This window comes from Amycolatopsis nivea, from assembly GCF_004522235.1.
Taxonomy (GTDB): domain Bacteria; phylum Actinomycetota; class Actinomycetes; order Mycobacteriales; family Pseudonocardiaceae; genus Amycolatopsis; species Amycolatopsis nivea.
The window spans coordinates 95,745-118,912 of record NZ_SDLT01000032.1 but is presented as its reverse complement, the minus strand read 5'-3'; the positions used below and the strand labels follow the sequence as shown (position 1 = coordinate 118,912).

Here is a 23,168-nt window from a genome sequence, read left to right as displayed (position 1 = left end):
CACACCTCAACGACCCTGTCCGTCAAAACGGGTCAATCCCACCAAATGCCGCACATCTCAGCCTCGGCGGTCACGGCGCCCGGTCCAAGGCTGCGCATCTCCGCCCGACCAGGCTGCACATCTCCGCCCCGGCCGAGGCCGAGCCAACCCCCAGGGCGGCATGTGCAAAACGCCGCATCGAGTGCCTGGCGTGCACCCGATGCGGCGTCGAGGAGGCGGTTTCCGTTGCCTCGCGGCGGTCCGTCAGTTGAACTGATCCGGGTCCGGCCCGGTGCGCAGGCCGCGGTCGGCGGTGGCGATAGCGGCGAGGTCGCTGTCGGTCAGGTCGAAGTCGAAGACGTCGAGGTTCTGGCGGATCCGGGCGGGCGTCACGGACTTTGGGATCACGATGTTGCCCAACTGCAGGTGCCAGCGCAGCACCACCTGCGCGGCGGATTTCCCGGTGCGCGCGGCGATTTCGGTGATCGCCGGGTCGGTCAGGACGGCCCCCTGAGCGAGCGGGCTCCACGCTTCGGTCGCGATGCCGTGTTCGGCGTGGAAGGCGCGCAGTTCGGCCTGTTGCAGGCCGGGGTGCAGCTCGATCTGGTTGACCGCGGGCACGAGGCCGCTGTTGTCGAGCAGGCGGCGCAGGTGCGCGGGCTGGAAGTTGGACACGCCCGCGGCGCGGATGCGACCGTCTTTGGCGAGGTGTTCCAGGGCGCGCCAGGTGTCGAGGTAGCGGTCGCGGGCGGGGGTCGGCCAGTGGATCAGGTACAGGTCGACGTAGTCGAGACCGAGTTTCGCGAGGCTGGCGTCGAAGGCGCGCAGGGTGGAGTCGTAGCCCTGGTCTTCGTTCCACAGCTTGGTGGTGACGAAGAGGTCGTCGCGCGGGATCCCGGACTCGGCGATGGCGCGGCCGACTCCTGCTTCGTTGCCGTAGATCGCGGCGGTGTCGATGCTGCGGTAGCCGGCCTCGAGAGCGCTGGCCACCGCGGCCGTGGTCTGGTCGTCCGGGACCTGGAAGACGCCGAAGCCGAGTTGCGGGATTTCGATGCCGTTGCTGAGGCGGATCTTCATCGGTATTGCCTTTCTCAGTGCTGGACAAGGGGTTCGGGCGCCGCGACGCGCGGTCGGCGTTCGAGGGCGGCCGACAAGACCGCGAGGCCGAGCGCGGAACCGGCGAGCGCGGCCCCGACCCAGTTCGGTGCTGTGTAACCGAATCCGGCGGAAATCACGACGCCGCCGAGCCACGCGGAGAGCGCGTTGCCGAGGTTGAACGCGCCGATGTTGACGACGGACGCGAGCGTCGGCGCGCCGTGCGCCTGGTCGAGAACGCGCTTCTGCAGCGGCGGCACGGTGGCGAAGCCGAGCGCGCCGATCAGCAGAATCGTTGCCGCGGCGAGGATTTTGCTGTGCGCGGTGACGGTGAACAGCGCCAGGACGATCGCGAGCCCGCCGAGGCTGACGTAGAGCATCGGCATGAGCTTGCGGTCGGCGAACCGGCCGCCGGTCAGGTTGCCGAGGAACATGCCGATGCCGAACAGCACCAGCAGCCAGGTCACCGCGCCCGAGGAGTACCCGGCGATCTCGGTCATCATCGGGGCGATGTAGGTGATCGCGGCGAAGACCCCGCCGAAACCGAGGACCGTCATGGCCATCGCGAGCACCACCTGAACGTTCCGGAACGCGGCGAGCTCCTTGCGCAAATGCGCCCCTTCGGGCCGGGGCAGGTCCGGCACCAGCTTCGCGACGCCGACGAGCCCAACAACGCCGAGCGCCGCGACGATCCCGAAGGTGACCCGCCACCCGACCGCCTGCCCGACGAACGTCCCGAGCGGCACGCCGACGATGTTGGCGACCGTGAGCCCGGTGAACATGATCGCGATCGCCCCGGCCCGCTTGTCCGGCGCGACGAGCTCCGCCGCGACGACCGAGCCGATCCCGAAGAACGCCCCGTGCGCGAGCGACGCGACAATCCGCCCAGAGAGCATGACCCCGAACGCGGGCGCGACCGCCGACAGCAGGTTCCCGGCGATGAACAGGCCCATGAGCAGCATGAGCATGGTCTTGCGATTGATCTTCGTGCCGAGAATCGTCATCACCGGCGCTCCGGCGACGACCCCGAGCGCGTAACCGGTCACCAGAAGGCCTGCGGACGGGATGGACACTCCGAAATCGGCGGCGATCTCGGGGAGAAGGCCCATGATCACGAATTCGGTGGTGCCGATCCCGAACGCGCCGATGGCCAGCGCTACCAGTGCTAGTGGCATGAGCCCGCGTCTCCTTGGTCTGCGTGTTGGTGCTGTTTGTCGGCCTTCGCAATAGTTGCATACGCGGCATGTTGTCGGCGCTTGTTGTTGATGAGGGTCACAGTTGGGGGTGGCCTTGAGACGGCATGGGTGCGGAACCGGGGTTGCGAGCGCGTGAGCGGTCTCCGCGCGCCAATGCACTGCGCCAGTCCGCGGGGGTTCTTGCCGGGGTATCGACTGCGGCGAGAGAGGTGTCGGCTGCAGTGGGGTTTGACTGCAGCGAGAGAGGTGTCAACTGCGGCGAGGTGTCGATTGCCGGATGTCGCTTGCCCGCAGACTGCAGCCGACTGTATGCAATCGACTGGGATGCCGTTGACTGGTCGACAGGTGACCGGCAGACACGCGACTGGCGGACACGCGACTGGCAGGCAGGCGGCTGGCGACTGGCGGCTGGCGGCTGGCGACTGGCGGACAGACGACTGGAATCCTGCTCACTGTCTCCGGTAGATGAGCCGCCGGATTCGACCGGATCCGATCGGCAGAATCCATTCCGGGCCTGCCGTGTCCGCGCGCCGCCCGTCGACGGTATGCAATCAACTATCGGTGCATGGTCAGGCGACCGTATGCAATCGACTTGGATATCGGTGGTCAGTCGGCAGATCAACGACCGTCCGGTGTTGGAGCGGCGGCCCGGGACTCCCGTCGCCTCCTGATCGCAGCGGCCGGATCGCAGGCCCTCGGGGAAGCGAAAGTGCGCCGGTCCTCCCCACGGGAGAAGACCGGCGCACAGAAGAAAGAATTCAGGGAAAACAAGCGAACCCACCAGGAGAAGGCAACCCAACTCACCTCGCCGCGAGCGAACCCGCCAGGAGCAAGCAGCCCGGCTTACCGCACCGCGAGCGCGCCTGCTGGGAAGCGCTCCCCCAGCCACCGGCCCATTTCCGCGCCGGCGAGGGTTGCGCCTGAGGTCATGCCCTCGTACAGAGGGGCGCCGAAATGCCTGCCCGGCACCCGAACATGCGTGGTGTCTGACGCGCCGCTCAAGTCGTGGAAGCGTTTGGCGTCGGCAGGGAAGCACGCCTGATCGCCAGTCAGTTCGACCAGCAGCGTCGGCACCTTCACGTCCGGCAGGCAGCCGGCCAAGTCTGCGTTGCTCGAGATAGCCGACCAGGTCGACAGCCAGGAGTCCGGAGTCGTCAGGCGGCCGAAGCCGAGCACGCCGTAATTGGTCAGGTCCGGGCGGCGGCCGAATAGCGAACCGTATGGGCGGTCGTTGTGGTCCAGTGACAGGTCGACTGAACGCAGGTCCGCGTCGGTGCGGTAGACGGTTAGCACTCCGGTCGCCAGGGCGCTCCGTCGGTCCTCTGGGTCTTTGGAGGTGGCGTAGCGACGCCGTGCGGTGGCCGACTCCTCGGCCAGTTCCCGGGCTCGTTCGTCGATTCGGGCGACGCGTTCGTATTGGGCCGAGCGGTATGCCGTGATGAAATCTGCGGAATACCTCGAGGATTCCGGCGGGGTGACGAAACCATTCGCGGGGAGGTAGGGGTCCACGGCCGGTGAAGCTGAGCGGGGGTCTTGTTCGTCGGTGACCGAGGGGTCGATCAGGCGCAGCAGCAAAGCTCCCTGACCGGGATGCGGGGCCATCATGAGGAAACCGTCCGCGACGGGCATTTCGGCCTCAGTGAGAGGGACGGGTTTTCCGCTTGGGGCGCAGTGGAGTCGGGCGGATGGAGGCAGGGCGGCCTGCTGTAAGTAGAAAGCAGCCAAGGCGGCACCGCCGGAGTGTCCGATGAGGACTACTGACGGGAAGCCCGCGGAGCGCAGGAAGACGTGTCCGGCTGCCATGTCCAGCAGGGCTTGTTCGTGCAGCAGGGTGAGGTCGTTGCCGACGGTGCGGGTTCCTTGGGTCCATACCGCATAGCCTTGGGCTAGCAGTTCGGGAACCAGGACGTGGTGCGAGAAATCCTGCCGCGGATGCATCAGGAAAGCCACTGTGGACGCACCTGGGACTGTCCTGAGCAGACCGTTGACTGTCGCGCCGTCGGAGGTGGTGAGTTGGTGTGCGGTTGTGGTGGTCGCCTCGGGGAGGGAGGCGGGGGCCAGGTAACGGCCCGCGCCTAGGCCGTTTTCAGGCATGGGGGCGCCTTTCGATCCGCAGCGCGTTCTTGTCGTGCTGAGTGATCACGGACCCTTCCAGACCGGCGATCGCGCTGTACCAAACGGCGTGCCGACAGCCCGTCGCGCGGCGGTCGATGACGATCGTTTCCGGGGCGCTGATTCGGAAGTACGGGCCGATCCGGTCGACCGTATTGCCGTCGTCTTGGCGGGCCACGGCGAGGACGCCTTCGTTTTCCGGCACGTCTAGGACATAGAACCGCGCCACGTCAGACCATCTCCTTCCCCGCGGGCTCCCACGAAGCCGCTTCCTCGACGATCAGTTCTGCTTTGCGCGTAAGCAGTTTGTCCATCGAAGGGTCCTCGCCCGAAGCGACGTCGCACAATGCGCGCAGGGTCAGTTCCGCGTCGAGGTCCTCCTGCGGGGTCACTGGACGCAAGGCGCGGGTGATTTCGACCATGTAGCCGTTCGGGTCGTGGGTGTAAATGGATTCGATGGTTTCGTGCATCACCTGCATTTCCACCGGCCATTCGGATTCGTCCAGGCGACGGCGATATTCCAGCAGATCTTCCTCGTCGGCGACGTTGATCGCCAGATGCCTGCTGTCGGCGAAGAACTTCGGGGTGCCGTGGGGCAACCGCGCCCACGCGTCGCCCGGGGCGGTTTGGTCGCCTGCTGGTTCCCAGCCGAAGTAATAGAAAAAGGCCAGACGGTCGCCGCCGCCGATGTCGAAGAAGAAGTGGATGAAGTCCGGGTGCTTCTCCGGGCCCCAACCTGCGGCGCAGATCGAGTGGACGATCGGGAAATTGAGCACGTCGCGGTAGAACCGGACGGTGGCGACCGGGTCGAAGGTCGGGAAGGCGGCGTGGTCGACTCCGCGCACGCGGTGCACTGGCTTGTCAGTCATGCGGAAACTCCTTTCAGGCCTGGACTTTGGCGTCGGCGCGCAGCAGCGAACCCGCGCCCGGCAGCTCGACGGGAAGGCCGAGGCTGCGCAGGATCGAGTACGCGCCGGCGGTGGCGGCGGAGAGCACGGGCAGTCCGAATTCGTCCTCCGCGGGCTGGATCAGGTCGAGCGACGGCATCTGGACACAGCACGACAGCACCAGCGCGTCGCTGGCCCGGAGGTCGAGTTCGCGTGCGGCAGACAGCACATTGTCGCCCGGTATACAGCCGACCTCCGTATTGTCCGCGACGCCCAGCGCACGCCAGCCGGTGATCGTGAAGCCCTCGGCCTCCAGGTACTCGACCACAGTGCGCGCGACCGGTTCGGTGTACGGCATGACGAGCGCGACGCGGTTGGCTTCAAGATCCTTCAGCGCGCGCACCAGCGCACCGGCGCTGGACAGGACTTTGGCGTCCGCGCCGCCGAGCGCGAGTTGCTCGGCGATTCGCAGCTCCGTGTCCCGATGTGCCCCGACACCGGACGCCATGACCGCGACGAGGCAGGCGTAGAGCAGCACGTCCGTCCGCGCGTCGCCGATCTCCAGGACGCAACGCTCGCGCTGAGCGTTCATCGCGCGCAGCTGCTCAGGCGTCACCGCGTGCATGCGCATTCGACTGGAGTGAAAGGAAAACTCGACGTCCGCCACCCGCTGGAGCAGCCGCGGCAGCTCCGTTTCGACGGTGACGTTCGAACTCGGCACGATCAGCCCGACGCGCCGGGAAGTGCTGGTCACGAATTCCTCCTGGGAAAGTCTTCAAGGACTGCGAAATCGGCCCGGCCGGCACCGATCGAGGTCGCCGCGAAGGCCCGCGCGGATTCGGGGAGCTGCACGCCGACGCAGCGGCTGGTCTGCAGGCGAAGCCGCTCGGCAAGGTCGACCCTTGCCCAGAACTCGTCCGCGGCTCCGGTGAGCAGCAGCGGACCGGCACCGCGACCGGCGCGGGCGACCGCGTCGTCGGCGGGCTCGCTCCACACGTCCGGTTCGGTCCAGGAAAGCTCTTCGACCGGACCGAGGTTCGCGCGCGTAGTGACCCGCGACGGAAGCTGGAACCCGTTGCCCCGCAACGGTTGTGCGAGTACCCATTCCTCCGGGTCACCGGTCGGCGCCGAACCCAGCCACTCCAGCGCGGCGCGCACGACCTCGGGTTCGGACCTGGCGTAGTCGGCCATCGTGATGTTGCCCGAACGCGTCATGTAGGACAGGCCGAGCCGTTCGGCCGACCAGTCCGCTCGCCACCGGTAGGAATCCCACCACCGCTGACTGCGGCCGGCGAGCTGCTTGAACCGCTCCACCGCCGGTCGTCGCGCCTGTTCGTACGCGGCGAATGCGGCGGACGGCGAACTCTCCCCCGTCAACGCCCCGGCCAGCGCGATCGCGTCTTCCAGCGCAAGCTTGGTACCCGAGCCGAGCGTGTAGTGCGCGGTGTGCGCGGCATCGCCGAGCAACACGACGTTCCCGCTGTGCCACCGGTCGAGGCCGAGGTTGACGAACCGGCTCCAGCGAGTGCGGTTCGTGAGCAGCTCGCCGCCGCGAAGTTGGTCCGAGAGCACGTTTTCCAGCAGCCGCACGCTTTGCCGGTCCGTCTCGCCGGGACCGGTGGCCGCGTCGAACTCAGCGAGACCGGCGCTCGTCCACGTCTCGTCGTCCACTTCGATCAGGAAAGTGCTTCGGTCTTCCGCGTACGGATAAGCGTGGGTGACGAACAGCTCGGGCCCCCGCCGAGCCGCGGCGAAGAAGGCCGACGACACGGCGAACGGGGCACCGCACCACACGTACCGCGTCCGTCCGAGGGTGGTGCGGACGCCGAGTTCCGCGCTGAGTTTGGTGCGCGTCGCGCTGCCGACCCCGTCCGCGGCGATGACGACGTCGCCGGTCACGGTGCCGAGATCGGCGCGCGACCCGGCCCGGTATTCGACGCCGACCTCGGTCGCCGCTTCTCGCAGCACCCGCAGCAGCTCCGCCCGGCCGACCGCGAGATTGCGCGCGCCGTGCAGGCACACGGACCGATCAGGAGCGTCGAAGCGCAGTTCGTGCCCGACGTAGCTGACCGCCCGGACCCGGTCCGCGGTCTCCGGATCGGCCTGTTCGAGGTTGCGCATGGTGGCCTCGGTGAGCCCGACCCCGAACCCGAACGTCGCCCGCGACGCGTCCGTCCGCTCGTGGACGACGACCTCCAGACCCGGGTCGTTGAGTTTCAGCAGCCGGGCGGCATACAGCCCGCCGGGTCCGCCCCCGATTACGTTCGCGCGCCGGGTCACCGGGCACTCCCTTCGGCCAGTTTCGCTTGCACGTCCTCGCGCAGCCGGTTCTTCGCGACCTTGCCGACGTTCGTCAACGGCAGCGCCGGCACCACCTCGACGCGTTCGGGCAGCTTGTACTTCGCGAGCCCGCGGCTGAGCAGATGCGCGCCAAGGGTTTCCACCGTCAGCGGCTCGGCGCCGTCCTCGAGCACGAGGTACGCGCACGCTCGTTCGCCCAGCACCGGATCGGGCATCGCGACGAGCGCGGCAGTGACCACGTCCGGATGCTGAACAATGATCTCCTCCACCTCCTCGGCGAAAATCTTCTCGACGCCGCGGTTGATGACGTCCTTGATCCGCCCGTCGATCGAGTAGCTGACGCCCTTCGCGCTGACGTGCCGCCGGGCCAGGTCGCCGGTGCGGTAAAACCCGTCGGGCGTGAACGCGGTCTTGTTGTGCTCCTCGGCGCGGTAGTAGCCGCGGATCGTGTACGGCCCGCGCGCGGCGAACTCGCCGACCTCTCCGTCCGGGACTTCGCTTTCGGACACCGGGTCGAGAATCCGGATCTCGTCCGCCGCGGAGATCGGCGCACCGACGGTGTGGTGCCGCACGTCCTCGTCCGCGCCGGCTGGCGTGACCAGGAACATCCCTTCGGCCATCCCGAACATCTGCCGGATCCGGATGCCGAGCTCGTCCCGCAACCGCTCGGCGACCTCCACCGGCAACCGCTGCCCGCCGACCACGAAATCCCGCAGACAGGACAGGTCCGCCGCCTGTGCCCGCGGCGATTCGAGAAGCCGCACGGCAAGCGCGGGCGGCACGAGCGGAAGCACGTCCGGCCGGTGCTCGGCGATGAGGTCGAGCAGCGTGTCGACGTCCGCGGAGGGAGCGAGAACGAGCGTCGCTCCGGTGAGGATCGCGGGCTGCAGCGCGAGCGAGATACCCGCGTTGTGCATGAGCGGCAACGGATACAGCACCCGCGAGTGCTCGTCCATCGCCATCGAGGCCGCCCAGGCACGAGCGTTGTAGGCGTACTCCTCGTGCAACCGCGGCGCGACCTTCGGCAGCCCCGTCGTCCCGCCGGAAAGCTGGAACACCGCGGGCCGGGCAAGGTCAACATCCAAGTAGGGCAACGGTTCCCGCACTTGTTCAGCCACGAGCCGCGAGTACGACGGCGTATCTCCGAGCGCCTCGCCCCGGCACACGACGACGTCGGAGACGGCCCCGTCCGCCAGCAACTGCTCAGCCTGCTTGCGCAACCGCCCGTCCCGGAAATCGGCCTGCGCGATCAGCGTCCGAGCCCCGACGTGCGCCGCGAGCAACCCGATCTCGCGAGTCCCGTGCTGCGGCAAAGTACAGACCGGCGGCGCGGCAGCGAACAAACACCCGAGGTACGCGACGACGGTCTCCGCCACGTTCCCCATCTGGAACACCACCGGCTCCCCCGGACGGACCACACCCGACCCGAGCAGCCCCGCCGCGAACCGCGACGCAGTGTCGAAAAGCTCGTCGTACGACCACGCCACACCCTCGGAAACGAGCGCGGTACGGCCACCGTGCCGACGAGCCGCGGCCAGGAGTTCAGCAGGCAGGGACTGCCCCGCCCACAACCCGGCACGCCGATAAGCAAGCACGCTGACCTCGTCGAACGGGGCCACTGGTAGTGCAGCTGGAGGCAACGTCATGCAGCCAAGGTAAGCCGCCAGAGCGCAGAATTCAATATCTGTGTCGAACTTTCGACACTCATGTCACAGCGCGAGGTTCGTGAGGGCCACCCTCACAGCCCCTGATTCCCTCAGGGTCCCCCTCACGACCAGCCCAGCCCCAGCTCAGCTCGCCCGCCCTACGCGATGCGCCCCAATGCCACATTCGTTGCGTCCCACGCACCGAATGCCACATTGGGTGCATCAGATGCACCCAATGCCACATTGGGGCGCTAGCCCCCATCCCCACCCAGCCGCACCCGGTGCACCCAACGAGCGAGGCACCCACACCTCCCCCGCCCCCGATACGAAGCCAGAAACACGGCGCGGGGGTGCTTGTCAAGGCATCTTTCCCGCCTTGACAAGCACCCCCGCGCCGTAGTGACAATCAAACTTCGGGGTGCCCCACGCGACCACTCTCTTTTCGCGGCTTCGCCGCTCTCTTTTCGCGGCTTCGCCGCTCTATTTCCCCCGCCACAGCCGCTCTTCCCCCCGGCACAGCCGCTCTTTCCCCGACCCAGCAGGAGGAGAAACCTCACCCCTCCAACCGATCCAACAACCCCCGAATCTCCGCAATAGTCCGCGCGTCCTGCCGCCCCCGCCCGGCATTCTCCCCAGCCGCCAACATCCCCGTCGCCAACCCAGTGACGGTAGCCACGAGCGAATCCACATCGCCCCCAGGCCGGAACCACCAAGCGACCCAGTTGCACATCCCCAGCAACGACAACGCCGCCGTCCGCGCGTCGACCCGCCGGAATTCCCCAGCTTCGATCCCTGCCTCGACCAGCGCCGTGAACTCCCGCAGGATCTTCCGCTTGGCCGTCAGATGCTCGCCGGCCAGCGGCTCCGGCAGGATCGGCTCGGACCGGTCGAGGATCCGGAACTGGTCGGAGTGCTCCGCCCGCTGCCGCACGATCAGCGCGACCACGTCGGCGATCTTCTCCGACGGCGTCAGGTCGTCGCGCGCCTTCAGCTGGGCCAGCACCTCGGCGAACCCGTTGGTGACCTGCTCGACGAGCATCGCCAGCAGGTCTTCCTTCTTGCTGACGTAGTGGTACAGCGCCGGCCGGGAAATGTTCAGCGCGTTCGCGATGTCCAGCAGGCTCGTGGCCTCGTAGCCCTTTTCCGCGAACAGCTTGGTCGCGGTGTCCAGAAGTTCGGACGTCATCAGCGTCCGGCGCAACCCGCTGCGCGAACCCTTGCCTCGCTCTGCCGTGGACATGCGCCGCAGTTTACCGGTCCGCTGCCCCGGCGAACTGCGGCGCACCCGGCTCACTGGACCCCGCGGATCCCTCGTTCGCCGAGCCAGCTCACGATTTCCCGCAGGTAGTCGACGCCGCCGTAGCCGAGCAGCGTGGCGTGTCCGGTGTTCTGCACGAGGTATTTCGTGAACACGCCCGGCCGGTAGTAGCTCGCTTCGTTCGCCGCCATGGGATCGGTGTTGCAGTCGTCGGTGGTGCCGCACCAGATTTTGTCGTACTGGCCCGGCGACCACAGGATCGGAGCGTCGATGTTCTTCGTCTGGTCGGTGTAGGTGCGCAAGGTGATGTCCGCCAGCTCGGTCGCGGACATAGTGTCCTTTGTGGCGTCTTCGACCTGCAGCTGCTCCGGGTCATACGTCCCTTGTGGACCGTGGAACAGGTCGCGTTTGCCGGGGATGCTGGTGAGGTACGCCGGATCGAGCGCCCACGGCTTGTCCGCGAACTTGGGGTCCAGCAGCGCGGGATAGGCGAACGTCCCGAGCCGCAGCGTGGAGCGCGGGGTCAGCAGCCCGTGGCCGACGGCGTGCACCATCAACGCGTCGACGTCGTGGAATTTGCCCGCCTCGACCTGCGCGGTGAGGCCGCCCATCGAGTATCCGTTGACCGTCACGGTGCCGAACTGCTTGCCCAGCGCGCCCTGGCGCAGATACTGCACGATCTGGTGGGTCGTATTGGCCGCGACGTCGAAGTTCATGCTCGCGGCCGGCGGATGGTCGCTGTGGCCGTAGCCGATCCGGTCGAGGTTCAGCGTCGTGAAGCCGCGCTGGGTCATGTAGCGGACGTAGTTGTAGCGGTCCGGCTGGTACGGCCAGTCGTAGTAGGTGTGGTCGTAGGTGCCGCCGTGGATGAGGATCTGCACCGGCTGCTTGCCGAGCAAGGCCGGGTCCGATGTGCACAGTTGGCCGAATTCCTTGAGCACAGCAGGACTTTCCGGCGATTCGGTGACCGGGAAGAAGTAGTCGCGGCACTGCGCGCCGCTGGCCGAAGCCGTTCCTGGCACGTCGGCGGACACCGGCGTGCCGGGCAGGCCGGGCACCGCCTCGGTCGCAGGCCAGGCGTCGGCCGCGTTCGCGACGCCGGTCAGCGTGAGCAGCCCCGCCGACATCACCGCCAACATCCGAGTAGCAAGTCGTTTGACGCTGCGCACGGTGGTCTCCTTCCATGGGGCCGGACGGCATCAACCCATGTTTACGATTGTGTCATATTATCGACACTGGTGTTGATGTCAAGACCTGGCCTTTCCGCCGCAGCTGTTCCGCCAGTGGCCGGGGTGCGGCCGTGTCGCATGAGGACAGTCAGCAAGAGCGCGAGGACGCTCACGCCGAGCAGTACGAAGTACGCCGCCTGGTATCCGGTGTCGTTGGTGATCGAGACACCGGAGCTGAGCCGGACCTGATGGGCAGCGGTGATCGATCCGACGATCGCCGTGCCGAGGGTGTTCATCACGCCGAGTGCGGTGTAGAGCAACGAAGTCGTGACGCCCTGCGCCTCCGCGGGCACGGCCTCGATGACGAGATTGTTGGCTCCGGCGTAGAGAAATCCCAGCCCGATGCCCATGAGCGCGGCGATCACCACGATCAGGACCGGTCCGCTCAACTGTCCGAAAAGGATCAGCACGACCCCGCCGAGGGTGCCGATGATCGAGGTGAGCAAAGCAGTTCTCGGCGCGAATCTCCGGCATACCCATCCGGCGGCGTAACCCGCGGCCGCGCCGACCAGACCGAACGGGAGACCGTAGCGCACGCCGTATTCCAACGCGTTCATGCCGAGACCGTGTTCTGACACTCCGGGCACGTGCGGAGTCCGAAGCAGCTGCGGGATGAGCACGGAACTGTTGGCAGTGGTGACGAAGATGGCGGTTCCCGACGCGAGCAGCGTCAGCCACACCTTGGGTTGTGCCGCCAGCGCTAGATCGATCAACGGTTCGGCGCGGCGACGCTCGACAATCACGAAAAGCGCCAGCATTATCACCGAAAGCGCCACTGCGTAAGCGAGATACTCCTTCTCGACCAAGCCGAGCACGAGCACCGCCATCCCGCCACCGAGCAGCAAGCCGCCGGCGACGTCGATGCGGCGTTTGATCCGCACTCGGGTTTCGGGGACGACGAGCAGCACGATTGTCGAGACGACGACGTCGTAGCCGAGGGTGAACCAGAAGGCGCTCCGGAACCCGTAGGTATCAACGAGATACCCGCCGAGCAGCGGACCGCCGAACGCGGCGACGCCGGTGCCGACCCCGAGCGCGCCGACGCCGAGCGGCACCAGTCGCGGCGGGAAGAGGTCGCGGATGAGGCCGTAACCGGCGACGTACGCGACGACGAAAGCGGACTGGAGCACGCGTCCGGTGAGGAAAAGCCAGTACACCGGGGCCAGTGCGCAGATCAGCGAGCCGACGCCGAACATGATGGCCGCGGCCAGGAGGACTTTCTTTTTGCCGTGCGTGTCGGCGAGTTTCCCGGCGATCGGGAGGAAGACGAGCGACGCGACGAAGACGACGGTCATCACCAGCGCCACCTGGTCGGTTCCGAAGGCGGCGGCGATGTCGGGCAGGCCCACCCCGACGAGGGTGAACTCGAAGTTGGCATTCTCGGTCAGGAGCGCGATCGCCACGACGATCGCTAAGTAATACCAGGTCGACCGCTCTGCGGTGCGCGGTTGCTCAGCCATGCGCACCGATGTAACCGGCGGTCCGTCCGGATCGAACCGGTCAGTCCCGCTGTCCGGGACTCACTCCGCCAACCGGTCGAGCGCTTGCTTGAGCTGCGGTATCCAGGCCTCGTGCTCGGGCTTCATCAACACCGAACGAAGGATCGTGACGGTCTCGGCGTCCCGTTCGACGTCCGGATGCAGCACGGCGAACGCCTCCGCGTCGACGCGCAAAGTGGACAGATACAGCGGGTTGTCCTTGTCCGCCATGCCGTTCTGGAGGATGGCGTTGGCGGCTTCGGTGATCTCGCTCATCCGGGTCCGTCGCGGCCAGTAGGTGACAATGTCCAAAGTGGGCTCGAGGTGCAGGGCGAAACGGTCGGATTCCTTGAGCAGTCCCGCGAAATCGTTCGCCGCTCGACGGCACGCCGCCAGCAATCGACCCAGTCCTCGGTCGCGTTCCAGCGGGAACGCTTGCAGGGTAAGCCAAAGCGCCCCGGCGGCGGCACCAGCGCGGGAGCATTCCAGGGAGATCTCGCCGAGGTGCAACTCGTCGGAAGTGAAGTAGGTATAGGGAGAATCGTGTTTGTAGAACCGGCCGACCGACGGGTCCGCGAACAACACCGCGCCGCAGCCGTACGGCTGGAGTCCGTGTTTGTGCGGGTCGACGACGACAGAGTCGCACGAGCCGATCGCGCGGTAGGCCTCGTACTCGCCCAGCAAGGTGTAGAACCCGCCGTACGCGCCGTCGACATGCAGGCGGACCCCGTACCGTTCCTTCAGCGCCAGGGCCTGCTGGATGTCGTCGACCGCCCCGAGCCCGGTCGTTCCTGGAGTCAGCACCACCGCGCCTACCCCGCCGCCGCGGACCTCGGCTTCGACCGCGGACAGATCGACGCGTCCGTCGGGAAGTGCCCGCACCGCGCGGGATTCCACACCGAGCACCTGGCACATGCGTCCGTGCGTGTAGTGCGCGTCCTGCGAATGGACGACCGCTTTGCCTGGGGCCAGTTCGCGGGCGACCCAGAGGGCTTCGAGGTTCGCGATCGTCCCGCTGGAGGTGAGGTGGCCGAGCGACGGCTGCGCGAACCCGAACATCCGCGCCAGGTCCGCGATCACCTCGACCTCCATCGGCGAGGTGGCCTGCGAGGCGTCGAGCGCGTGGTTGTTCGGGTTGACCACCATCGCGGCGAGATAGGCGGCGACCGCGACCGGATGCGGCGGTTTGAGCATCTGGCCCGCGTAGCGGGGGTGGAAGAAGGGGAACGACGCGTCCATCCGGGCGGCGTAGGTCTCGAGCAGCGCGGGGAGATCGACGTCCGGCTCGCTGGCCGGGGACGGGGTGAACGGACCCCATTTGCGCTCCCAGGCCTCGACGCCGCGGAGAGCCTGGTCGATCAGTTCGCGCCGGTCCATGCCTCACCTCGTCGGTCGCCGGGTGCTTCCTCCGGCACCCTACCGAGCGCGTCCGCGCTCTAAGGTGTGGCAACGTTTCTTTCGCACGGTGAGGAGCTTTCCGGTGACTGACGAACCCCGTCCGCAGGGAATGCCGCCGGCCGGACCCGGGCAGCCGTGGCCGGTTCAGCCGAATGCCCAGCAGTACCCGGGCTACGTCCCCTATCCGCCGCCCGCTCCGGCGAACGGTGTCTGGCTGGGGGTGTTGTCGCTGGTACTGGGCGTGCTGGGCTGCGTGGTTCCGCTGCTGCCGATCGACCTGACCGGCATCCGAGCGTACCTCGCGCTTCCGTTCGGGCTGGCCGGACTGGCCTTCGGACTCGTGGGCGTCGTCGGACGGCGTACGGGGAAGCCGGTGTCGGGGGTGGGCATCGGCGTGTCGGCGATCGCGCTGGTGCTCGGTGTGATCATGCTCGGCAACCAAGTCGCGGGGTGACGTTCTGCCCTGAGCGGAACCGCTGTCGCCGAGGCCCCGGCGGATGCCAGGCTGGGCCTATGGCGGACATCCTTCCTTTCCACCAGCGCCGCGCCCCCGCCCGGGACGACGAGGCGGAACCCCTGTGGCGCGAGGTGCTCGGCCGCAGTCTCCGCGCCGCCCGGGAGAACCAGGGCGAGCGGCTCGTCGACGTCGCCGAGCGGGCCGGGATCTCGCCGCAGTACCTGTCCGAGATCGAACGCGGGCGGAAGGAACCGTCGAGCGAGATGATCGCCGCGGTGACCGGGGCGCTCGGGGTCAACCTGGCCGGTCTGCTGAGCGGGATCGCCGGGGACATGCGGCGGATCAGCGTGGTCGGACCGCGCCCGGCGCGACGTCCGGCCGGTCCGGTGCTGATGGCGGCCTGAACCGGGCGGCGGAATTTCTCGAACCACCGGCGCCAGGCTGTGAAATCACCGCGCACAACCGGCAGATCGATGCGGTCGAGCCGCAGCTCGCACCAGCGCTGACGGCAGCCCGCGGAACCACCCGCAGCCCACCGAGCCAGGGCGCGAAGCCGCAGGCCGGAGCCCCAGAACCGGCCTGCGTCCTCGCCTCACGGGCGCGCTTCGATCACCTGGTCCGCGAGCCCGTACTCCACCGCCCCGGCCGCGTCGAACACCCGGTCGCGGTCGGTGTCGTGCCGGAGTTCCGCGACGTCGTGGCCGGTGTGCCGGGACGTGATCTCCTCCAGCTGGGTCCGGACCCGGATCACCTCGTCGGCTTGCAGGATCAGGTCCGGGATCGTCCCGCGGCCCTGTGCGGCGGGCTGATGCAGCACCACCCGCGCGTGCGGCAGCACCGATCGGCGGCCGGCGGCTCCGGCGGCCAGCAGCACCGCTCCCGTCGCCACCGCTTGGCCGACGCAGGTCGTCGCCACCGGGGCCTTGATGAAGCGCATCGTGTCGTACAGCGCCAGCATCGCGGCCGGGTCGCCGCCCTCGGAGTTGATGTACAGGTTGATCTCCTGCTCCGGGTTGTCCGACTCCAGGAACAGCAGCTGCGCGATCAGCGCGTTCGCGACGCCCGAGTCGATCGCCGTGCCCAGGTACACGATCCGTTCGGACAGCAGGTGCGAGTAGACGTCCATGATCCGCTCGCCGCCCGGACTGCGGGTCACGACGTTCGGGATGGTGTAGGTGCTCATGCGCGTACCCCCAGGCCCATCGCGTGCGTGCGCACCGGCACGACCTGCTCCAGGCGGTCGACGATCTGGTCGATGAAGCCGTAGTCCTGCGCCTCCGCGGCGGTGTACCACCGGTCGTGCAGGGAATCGGCGAAAATGCGGTCGAACGGCTGACCGGTGTCCTGCGCGGTGAGGCCCAGCACGGTGTCCCGGGTGTAGCGCAGGTCGTCGGCCTGTACCTCGACCTCCACGGCCGAGCCGCCGATTCCCGCCGAGCCCTGGTGCATCAGGATGCGCGCGTGCGGCAGGGCGAATCGCTTCCCGGGAGTGCCCGCGGACAGCAGGAACTGCCCGGCGCTGCACGCCAATCCGAGGGCGAGCGTCGAAACGTCGCACGGCACCAGCCGCATCACGTCACGGATCGCGAGCATCGACGGGACCGAACCGCCGGGCGAGTGGATCCACAGCGCGATGTCCTTGACCGGGTCCTCGCCGGCCAGCGACAGCATCTGGGTCGCGAGGACCGTCCCGTTGTCGTCGTCGAGCACGCCGTCCAGTACGAGGACCCGCTGGCTCAGGAACCGTTCCCGGAGCCGCTGGTCGAACATCGGCGGAGTCGATTCGTTGGTCATGCCCCGACCTTGCCGCCGCGGAACCCGTCGCGTCCGCCTTCTCTGCCGACGGCAGATCTGCTGTGAGCAGCGCGGCAGGTCAGGCGGTTTTGCGCACCAGGTTCGTGTATCCGGCCAGCGCCAGCGTCGCGAGTCCCCACACCGCGATCTGCACCCCCCAGATCGCCGCGGTGAACACCTGCCCGGCGACACTCGCCGTGTCGAGGTCGCAGCGGCTCCGCAACCCGGTCGGCGCGATCGGCAAACCTCGGTCGAGCCCCAGACCGATCAGCTCGACCGGGGAGCACGCCGCACCGGTCGCGACTCGTTGTGCCGCGTGCTGTCCGGGCTGGGTTTCCGTTGCGCCGGCCCACAATCCGAGCGCTCCGGCAGCGACGAGCGCGAGCAGCAACGCCGCCGCGGTACGCCGAGCGCGGTAGCCGTATCCGGCCAGCGTGCCCCAGATCCAGTGGAACAGCCGCGACATCCGTCCGCCGAGCGCTTCCGGCGAACGGCGGCGCAGGTCGTCCTGCTGCGCGATCAGGATGGTGCGCGCGTTGCCGTCATGGCCCGCGGTCCGCTCGACAGCCGCCAGCTTCTGGTAACCGGTGGCGTCGTAGTACTCGGTGTGGCAGCGAAGCAGGTGCAGCCATCGCTGCCAGCCGAACGACGGATCGATCGCGGCGTAGGTGAACCCGTCCAGCCACGCCAGTTCGGGGTGGTCGCACTCGGCGCTCGTGTTGCCGTCGGGGCACACGAGTTTGTCCGGCATGAACACCGTGGTCGCCTTCGCGTCGGAAAGCCCGAGCAGCCGTCCTTCCGGCGACGTGACGCGCGTGGTCGCGGAAAACTCGAGCTGCCCGCCGATCTGCGCGCCCTGCAACCGCACCGCGCCGATCTCGCCCTTGCCGCTCAGCTCCGAATCGCGGATCAGCATGCTGCGGCCGACCGTCAGGGTGTCCGCCTCGATCGCCGGTCCGAGGTCGTTGGAAACCTTGGTGCTCTGACACTCCAGCGGACCGCCGATGCACGCGCCGTTGAGGTGGATCGCGCCGTCGGCCGAGGAGCCGGTGATCCGCGTTCCCCGGTGCAGGTACAGCCCGCTGCCCAGCTCCGCCGAACTCGCCTCCAGCGCGAGCCCGGCCGGGTTCGTGATTTCCGCGTCCCGGCACAGCAGGCTCCCGCCGAGGTGCGCGCCGATCAACCGGATGGCCCCTTCCGGGCTGTCCCCGGCGATCCGCACGCCGTCGGACAGGTGCAGGTCTCCCTCGATCCGTACCCGGGACGCGTGCAGGCCCGGCATCCGCCCGCCGATCAGGTACAGGTGCGGCAGCCTTGCCTGGCGTGCGAGCACCGGCTGGTCGAAAACACAGGTCAGCAGCATCAGCCCGGCGGCTGCGGAGACGCCGTCGAGGTTGAGGAGACCGGTGATCCGGGCCCTGGCCAGCATGATGCCGCGCGGGTCGAGGTCGCCGTGCCTGCCAAGCAGCAGGTCGCGAAGGACCTGCGCGCGTACGACATGGTCCGGGCTTTCGGTTTCGGCGAGGTCCGCGACGTCGATCTGGGCGGCGCCGAGCAGTTCGCCTTCGCGGGCCGCTTCGACGAGCCGTTGTTCGAAGTCGCTGAGATCGGTCACGCCGAGATCATGCCTGGTCCGAGGCTCAGTCGCGACCGTGTTCGAGCTGCTCGGCGAGGTCGGCGAGTCCGTCGGCGTGGAAGTCGAACCGATCGGCGGGACCCGGCGGGTCACCGACCGGACGGCCGACGTACGCGGTGCGGAACCCGGCTTCCTGCGCCCCGCGCAGATCCCAGGCGTGCGCCGCGACCATCAGCAGCCGCTCGGGTGCGCGACCGGCGACGTCGATGGCCAGGCGGTAGACGTCCGGAGCGGGCTTGTAGGTGCGGGCGTTCTCGGCGGACAGCACGGTGTGCCACCGCAATCCGGCGTTCGCGCACAGGTCGAGCAAGACGGTCCGGCTCGCGTTGGACAGGCCGACCAGCGGGAATCGTTCCGCAAGGCGGGCGAGGCCGTCCACCGTGTCCGGCCACGGCGGCAGTCGGCGGGCCGCGAGCGCCAACTCGGCGACCTCGCCGGTACCGACCGCATCGGCGACGGCCTGCGCGGCTTCCCGGTCGATGACATCGCTCGCGACGTACGGCCGTTCCCCGGCGACAATGCGGCCCTGCTCCTGCTCGACGTGCTTCTGCCACACCGCAAGCAGCTCTTCGACTTCCGCGGCGGCGAGCGACGGCGCGAATTTCCGGATCCCTGCGCGGATTCCGGCCGGTTCGTCGACGAGCGTGCCGAGCACGTCGAACACGAGCACCTCGATGTCCATGAGCGCAACCTATCCGGCCGCGCCAGCGTTAGTCCACTGTGGAGGCTTTCCGCAGCGCGAAGAACGCCGCGACCACCACCGCGAGCCCGATCACGTACGCGAGCACCAGCAACCCGACGCGTCCGCTGAAGTTGCCGCCCACCGGCGGAAGCACGACCGAAAACACCGCGACGAGCGTGATCACCACCGACCGCACGCGTCCGGCAGGCAGCGACGCGGCCAGCGGAATCACCGCCCACAGCAGATACCACGGCTGGACCACCGGCCCGAAGACCACGACCGCGCTCAGCATCAGCCCCAGCGAGCGGACCGCGTCGATCCGGCCGGTCCACTGCCGCTGCAGCACCACGACGATCGCGGCCGCGGTGAGCACGTACCCGATGATCTTGCCGACCCCGATCATCGTCTGCGTGATGTGCGCGCCGAACAGCGAACCGATGCCGCCGACGAGGAAGCCGAACCAGTTCGTCGGCGCCATCCAGCTGTTGACCTCCCCCGACGTCGTCAGCGCGGACACCCAGCTGAACCCGATCCCCGACGCCAGCGAAACCGCCGCGGACACCGCCGCGAAGACGACGACCATCGCCGCGCCGGCGAGCAGGAACTCGCCGATCCGCCCGCGCCGCCGGGCAATCGCCGTGCCGACCGCGGCCAGCGCGACCAGCGCGGGCACCTTCACCTCCGCGCCGAGCGCGATGAGCAGCACCCCGCCCGCGAGCGGCCACCAGCGAATCCGGTCGCCCTGCGCGTTCAGCGCGATCGCCACGCCCGCGACCATCAGGCCGAGCATCAGCGAGTCGTTGTGCGTCCCGGCGACCACGTGCCACAGAACCAGCGGGTTCAGCACGCCCAGCCACAACGCGACCCGCGGCGACGCCCCCGCCGCGGCCGCCAGCCGCGGCACCGCCCACGCGATCAGGACCAGCCCGGCCACCTCGATCAGCCGGTGCAGCGCGACCCCGACGATCGGATTCCCGCCGGACACCTGCGCGACGACCCGCTCGACCGCGCCGAACAACGGCCCGTACGGCGACGGCGTCTCGCGCCAGTAAACGCTGACCCGCCCGACGATGTCCGACGCCGAGCCCAGTGCTTGCTGCGGCCCGACGGCGTTGAGGTCGAACCCGTGCGCGGCCACCGCACCCTGCGCGAGATAGCTGAAGACGTCCCCGCTGAACAGCGGCGGCACGACGAGCAACGGCCCGCACCACAACGCGAGCGTCCGCTTCAGCCAGCCCGCGTCGGGAAGGTCCGAGGCAAGGACGCGCCCGCCCAGCAGCGCCCACGCGAGCACCACCAGCCCGACACCGGCGATCCCGCCCGCGAACGGCAGGACCCCGGACATCCCGGCGGCCCCGGCGTACACCGCGACGGCCAGCAGCAGCACCCCGCCGAAGCCGGTCCAGCGCAGACTCGCCGCGGACGCGAAACTGAAGAACCGCACGGGCCGCGAGAGCGTGACCGGCTGACTAGACATACCCCGATCGTAGTAGCCGCCGCCTCCGCGACCCCGGCTGCCGGTCCGTGAAGGGCTCCTTGCCGGAATCAGATTCCCGCAAGGAGCCCTTCACGGAGCACGCTGAACTTGAGTCCACAAAGGACGGAGTCAGTTCTGGTCCCGGGTGATCACCCCGCAGGCGAACCGAGTGCCCGCATCGCCGGTCGCCTTGGTTTTCTCGTCCGGCACGGGTGCGTTCGGGTCGCCCCGGACGCTGTAGCGGTCGGCGGGAATGTTCGCGAAATTGTCGGACTTCGAGTGGACGATGATCGAGGTCCCGTTTGGACCGAACAGCTGGTCCAAAGTAAAGGTGTCCAGCACGAACTTGAGGTACCCGCGGCCGTTCGACCGCACCTGGACCGACGGCAGCTGCCCGATCGGCAGTCCGGTGTGGTGATCCATCGGCATCAGGTGGCCGCCGGCGGCGGTGAACGGGTTCTTCGGGTCGCCGACAGTGCAGTTTCCCTTTTCGTGCACGTGCATACCGTGGAAACCGGGCGTGAAATGACCGGTGAGGTACACCTCGACCCAGACGGCGTGCGAACGGTTGTCGGCGGTGAACCACGCGGAACCGACCTCGTTGCCGTCGGCGTCCTTCAGCGTGGCGGAGGCGGAATCGCCGTCGCGATAAGCCGCACCGGCCGGCTGCCGGGCGGTGTCCGGCAACTGCTCGCCGACGTAGCCGCTGGCCGCTGGCGCCACGCCCATGACCAGTGCGCAGGCACCCAACGCGCCTGCCACCAACTTCTTTCTGCGCACGGTATCTCCCTGAAGGCACTGGTGATCTCTGACCGATCCAGAATCGGGCCTCGCCTTCCCCGTGACCAGGGGCCAGATGGCACTAACCGGGTCCTGCGCGCGGCGGAATGTCCATCTTTCGCAAATCCTCGAGTCAGGAAGAATGCTCGGCAATCAGCCGCTTCACCGTCTCGTACACCGGTTTCGCGGAATAGTCGTCGCGCAGCAGCCCGAACCGGTTTTCCCGCGGGCCGCTCGACAATCCGTCCCGCAGCCCGAAAATCTCGTAGGTATCCACCCCGATCTCGGCAGCCAACCCGAGCACCGTGCGCGCCACGGATTCCATCACCCGAACCTGTTGTTCCTCCGAATTCTCCGGCCCGGTCGGCCATCCGGTTTCGGTGATATGAATCGGCACGCTCGCCGGGATCCCGATCGCCGATGCGGATTCGCGAAACGACCGCACGACGTGGGTCACCGCACCGGCCAACGCGTCGGCTGGCACGGGACGGAAAACGTCCGGGAAGAAGTCCAGGCCAAGGAAATCAACCCGAGCCAGCACCTCCGGAGCCACTGCCGACTGCACCGCGGCCCAGAACGGATCGCCGGGCAGCGCGACCGCGGCGTTGAACCCGATCGCCACGTCGACCCCGAGCCGCGTCCGCTCGTCCAGCGCCGCCGCGAGCCCGGCGCCGAGCGCTTCGTAGCAACCAGGACTGCCGCCGTCCAGCGGCGCGGCCACGTTGACCTCCTCGCAGACCTGCAGTTTCCCGCCGCCCAACTCGGCGACCTCGCGAACCGCGGCGCGCACCGCGTCGGCGAACCCGTCCGGATCGGCCTCCGGGCTGCTGTAGCCGAGCACGTAGTCGACCACTCGCCCGTCGCCGAGATACGGCACCGGGTTCGGCGGCGTCGGCGCGTGCGGGCCCCGGTAACTGCGGTAGCACCGCACGTAGAACCGCTCCGTGCCCTTCGCGAGGTCCCGCAACGCTTCCGCGGTCCGTTCGACGTCCTCCGGCGGCGCGTCGATGAAGGTTTCCAGCCGCACCAGATCCGTGCTGACCACGCCGGGCCACACGCCAAAGACGATCACGAGCATCTCCTCCAGTAGTCGTATACGAGCAATGTACTCGTATACGACTACCGTGCGCTACCCTGGTCCGGTGCCGACGAACGCTCTCGACAACCCGCTCGTGCTGCCGATGCTGGGCTTGCTCGTGGAAACCCCGCGCCACCAGTACGCGCTCCTGCGCGAGCTGCGCACCCGCTATCCGTTCCTGAACCCGAAGACGTCGACCGTGTACACGCTGGTCGGCACGCTGACCCGGAACGGGCTCGTCGAACCGGACGGCGACGGCGATCCGCAGCCGGTGCGGCTGACCGAGGCGGGCCTCGCCGACTTCCGCGAGCGGATCGAACGGCAGCTGCGCGACGCCGATCCGAACCTCGATTCCCGGTTCCTGATCGCGCTGGCCTACCTCGGCGCGCTGCCGCCCGCCCGCGCGGTGACCCTGCTGCGCGACCGGGCGGAACGGGTCCGCGACCAGCAGCACGAGCTGTCCGCGACACTCGACAACGCCGATTTGCCGGAAATGCAGATGATCGAGGCGCATTTCCTGGTTTCGCGGCTCCGGCACGACGCCGCGTGGCTCGCCCGCACCGCCGCCAGGATCGAGAGCGGAGACCTCGTCCCGCCCCGGTGATCACAGCTTTCATCGTGATTTCATCGCCGCCCCTTACCGTGCGCGAGTGCCTGGCGACAGCCTGCCGGGCAGAGGCGAAGG

General features: G+C 68.3%; 22 protein-coding genes. 3 read left to right on the top strand and 19 right to left on the bottom strand.

Annotation, left to right across the window (positions count from 1 at the left end):
- Positions 1–243: 243 nt before the first annotated feature.
- The 12 genes from EIZ44_RS31385 to EIZ44_RS31330 form a co-directional block, all read right to left on the bottom strand.
- Positions 244–1,056, bottom strand: a complete 813-nt coding sequence (locus EIZ44_RS31385; protein WP_134732789.1) for an aldo/keto reductase — start codon at positions 1,054–1,056, stop codon at positions 244–246.
- 14 nt (positions 1,057–1,070) lie between these two features.
- Entirely contained in the window at positions 1,071–2,249 is a 1,179-nt protein-coding gene (locus EIZ44_RS31380) for an MFS transporter (protein ID WP_134732788.1), read from the bottom strand.
- An 864-nt stretch (positions 2,250–3,113) separates the two neighbouring features.
- The gene (locus EIZ44_RS31375; protein WP_134732787.1) at positions 3,114–4,364 is read right to left on the bottom strand and encodes an alpha/beta fold hydrolase; all 1,251 of its coding nucleotides are present in this window, start codon (positions 4,362–4,364) and stop codon (positions 3,114–3,116) included.
- Positions 4,357–4,611 carry a cupredoxin domain-containing protein gene (locus tag EIZ44_RS31370; RefSeq protein WP_043839400.1) on the bottom strand — a complete coding sequence of 85 codons (255 nt, stop codon included), beginning with the start codon at positions 4,609–4,611 and terminating at the stop codon, positions 4,357–4,359. Before EIZ44_RS31370 ends, EIZ44_RS31375 begins: the two co-directional genes overlap by 8 nt.
- A 1-nt stretch (position 4,612) precedes the next feature.
- Positions 4,613–5,251, bottom strand: a complete 639-nt coding sequence (locus EIZ44_RS31365; protein ID WP_037812098.1) for a VOC family protein — start codon at positions 5,249–5,251, stop codon at positions 4,613–4,615.
- Positions 5,252–5,264: 13 nt separating this feature from the next.
- Entirely contained in the window at positions 5,265–6,023 is a 759-nt protein-coding gene (locus tag EIZ44_RS31360; RefSeq protein ID WP_134732786.1) for a maleate cis-trans isomerase family protein, read from the bottom strand.
- The gene (locus EIZ44_RS31355) at positions 6,020–7,549 is read right to left on the bottom strand and encodes an FAD-dependent monooxygenase (RefSeq protein ID WP_134732785.1); all 1,530 of its coding nucleotides are present in this window, start codon (positions 7,547–7,549) and stop codon (positions 6,020–6,022) included. The genes EIZ44_RS31360 and EIZ44_RS31355 overlap by 4 nt, the downstream gene beginning before the upstream one ends.
- Complete coding sequence (locus EIZ44_RS31350) at positions 7,546–9,216, bottom strand: (2,3-dihydroxybenzoyl)adenylate synthase (protein ID WP_240691467.1); 1,671 nt, start codon at positions 9,214–9,216, stop codon at positions 7,546–7,548. Before EIZ44_RS31350 ends, EIZ44_RS31355 begins: the two co-directional genes overlap by 4 nt.
- Before the next feature lie 553 nt (positions 9,217–9,769).
- Complete coding sequence (locus EIZ44_RS31345) at positions 9,770–10,456, bottom strand: TetR/AcrR family transcriptional regulator (protein ID WP_037820575.1); 687 nt, start codon at positions 10,454–10,456, stop codon at positions 9,770–9,772.
- Between the two features lie 50 nt (positions 10,457–10,506).
- Complete coding sequence (locus tag EIZ44_RS31340; protein WP_199818199.1) at positions 10,507–11,643, bottom strand: alpha/beta hydrolase; 1,137 nt, start codon at positions 11,641–11,643, stop codon at positions 10,507–10,509.
- Between the two features lie 41 nt (positions 11,644–11,684).
- Positions 11,685–13,163 (bottom strand): MFS transporter, encoded by a 1,479-nt coding sequence (locus tag EIZ44_RS31335; protein WP_134663297.1) that lies wholly within the window; start codon positions 13,161–13,163, stop codon positions 11,685–11,687.
- A gap of 60 nt (positions 13,164–13,223) precedes the next feature.
- Positions 13,224–14,558: a pyridoxal phosphate-dependent decarboxylase family protein gene (locus tag EIZ44_RS31330; protein ID WP_134732784.1), complete on the bottom strand. Its 1,335-nt coding sequence runs from the start codon at positions 14,556–14,558 to the stop codon at positions 13,224–13,226.
- A 103-nt stretch (positions 14,559–14,661) separates the two neighbouring features.
- Between EIZ44_RS31330 and EIZ44_RS31325 the strand changes: the two genes are divergently transcribed.
- Positions 14,662–15,033 (top strand): hypothetical protein, encoded by a 372-nt coding sequence (locus EIZ44_RS31325; RefSeq protein WP_134663299.1) that lies wholly within the window; start codon positions 14,662–14,664, stop codon positions 15,031–15,033.
- 59 nt (positions 15,034–15,092) lie between these two features.
- Positions 15,093–15,440 carry a helix-turn-helix domain-containing protein gene (locus EIZ44_RS31320; RefSeq protein WP_043839420.1) on the top strand — a complete coding sequence of 116 codons (348 nt, stop codon included), beginning with the start codon at positions 15,093–15,095 and terminating at the stop codon, positions 15,438–15,440.
- Between the two features lie 188 nt (positions 15,441–15,628).
- Here the strand turns inward: EIZ44_RS31320 and EIZ44_RS31315 are convergent, their stop codons facing one another.
- The 7 genes from EIZ44_RS31315 to EIZ44_RS31285 form a co-directional block, all read right to left on the bottom strand.
- Entirely contained in the window at positions 15,629–16,219 is a 591-nt protein-coding gene (locus EIZ44_RS31315) for a ClpP family protease (RefSeq protein ID WP_009073577.1), read from the bottom strand.
- Entirely contained in the window at positions 16,216–16,830 is a 615-nt protein-coding gene (locus EIZ44_RS31310) for a ClpP family protease (protein WP_037820577.1), read from the bottom strand. Before EIZ44_RS31310 ends, EIZ44_RS31315 begins: the two co-directional genes overlap by 4 nt.
- A gap of 79 nt (positions 16,831–16,909) precedes the next feature.
- Entirely contained in the window at positions 16,910–18,445 is a 1,536-nt protein-coding gene (locus EIZ44_RS31305; RefSeq protein ID WP_134663300.1) for a hypothetical protein, read from the bottom strand.
- A gap of 25 nt (positions 18,446–18,470) precedes the next feature.
- On the bottom strand, positions 18,471–19,148 hold the full coding sequence (locus EIZ44_RS31300) for a haloacid dehalogenase type II (protein ID WP_043839423.1): 678 nt from the start codon (positions 19,146–19,148) through the stop codon (positions 18,471–18,473).
- Positions 19,149–19,176: 28 nt separating this feature from the next.
- Entirely contained in the window at positions 19,177–20,625 is a 1,449-nt protein-coding gene (gene mptB, locus EIZ44_RS31295) for a polyprenol phosphomannose-dependent alpha 1,6 mannosyltransferase MptB (RefSeq protein ID WP_134663301.1), read from the bottom strand.
- Positions 20,626–20,754: 129 nt separating this feature from the next.
- On the bottom strand, positions 20,755–21,405 hold the full coding sequence (locus tag EIZ44_RS31290) for a superoxide dismutase family protein (RefSeq protein WP_134663302.1): 651 nt from the start codon (positions 21,403–21,405) through the stop codon (positions 20,755–20,757).
- 133 nt (positions 21,406–21,538) lie between these two features.
- Positions 21,539–22,477 carry a hypothetical protein gene (locus EIZ44_RS31285; protein WP_134663303.1) on the bottom strand — a complete coding sequence of 313 codons (939 nt, stop codon included), beginning with the start codon at positions 22,475–22,477 and terminating at the stop codon, positions 21,539–21,541.
- A 70-nt stretch (positions 22,478–22,547) separates the two neighbouring features.
- On the opposite strand from EIZ44_RS31285, the gene EIZ44_RS31280 reads away from it, so the two are divergent.
- Complete coding sequence (locus tag EIZ44_RS31280) at positions 22,548–23,087, top strand: PadR family transcriptional regulator (protein ID WP_037820531.1); 540 nt, start codon at positions 22,548–22,550, stop codon at positions 23,085–23,087.
- Positions 23,088–23,168: the final 81 nt, after the last annotated feature.

Excerpts from the sequence above, each read along its gene's own strand:
- EIZ44_RS31365 (WP_037812098.1), bottom strand. The coding sequence starts at position 5,251 with ATGACTGACAAGCCAGTGCACCGCGTGCGCGGAGTCGACCACGCCGCC.
- EIZ44_RS31380 (WP_134732788.1), bottom strand. The coding sequence starts at position 2,249 with ATGCCACTAGCACTGGTAGCGCTGGCCATCGGCGCGTTCGGGATCGGC.
- EIZ44_RS31335 (WP_134663297.1), bottom strand. The coding sequence starts at position 13,163 with ATGGCTGAGCAACCGCGCACCGCAGAGCGGTCGACCTGGTATTACTTA.
- EIZ44_RS31375 (WP_134732787.1), bottom strand. The coding sequence starts at position 4,364 with ATGCCTGAAAACGGCCTAGGCGCGGGCCGTTACCTGGCCCCCGCCTCC.
- EIZ44_RS31345 (WP_037820575.1), bottom strand. The coding sequence starts at position 10,456 with ATGTCCACGGCAGAGCGAGGCAAGGGTTCGCGCAGCGGGTTGCGCCGG.
- EIZ44_RS31350 (WP_240691467.1), bottom strand. The coding sequence starts at position 9,216 with ATGACGTTGCCTCCAGCTGCACTACCAGTGGCCCCGTTCGACGAGGTC.
- EIZ44_RS31385 (WP_134732789.1), bottom strand. The coding sequence starts at position 1,056 with ATGAAGATCCGCCTCAGCAACGGCATCGAAATCCCGCAACTCGGCTTC.
- EIZ44_RS31320 (WP_043839420.1), top strand. The coding sequence starts at position 15,093 with ATGGCGGACATCCTTCCTTTCCACCAGCGCCGCGCCCCCGCCCGGGAC.
- EIZ44_RS31300 (WP_043839423.1), bottom strand. The coding sequence starts at position 19,148 with ATGGACATCGAGGTGCTCGTGTTCGACGTGCTCGGCACGCTCGTCGAC.
- EIZ44_RS31330 (WP_134732784.1), bottom strand. The coding sequence starts at position 14,558 with ATGGACCGGCGCGAACTGATCGACCAGGCTCTCCGCGGCGTCGAGGCC.
- EIZ44_RS31310 (WP_037820577.1), bottom strand. The coding sequence starts at position 16,830 with ATGACCAACGAATCGACTCCGCCGATGTTCGACCAGCGGCTCCGGGAA.
- EIZ44_RS31315 (WP_009073577.1), bottom strand. The coding sequence starts at position 16,219 with ATGAGCACCTACACCATCCCGAACGTCGTGACCCGCAGTCCGGGCGGC.
- mptB (WP_134663301.1), bottom strand. The coding sequence starts at position 20,625 with ATGTCTAGTCAGCCGGTCACGCTCTCGCGGCCCGTGCGGTTCTTCAGT.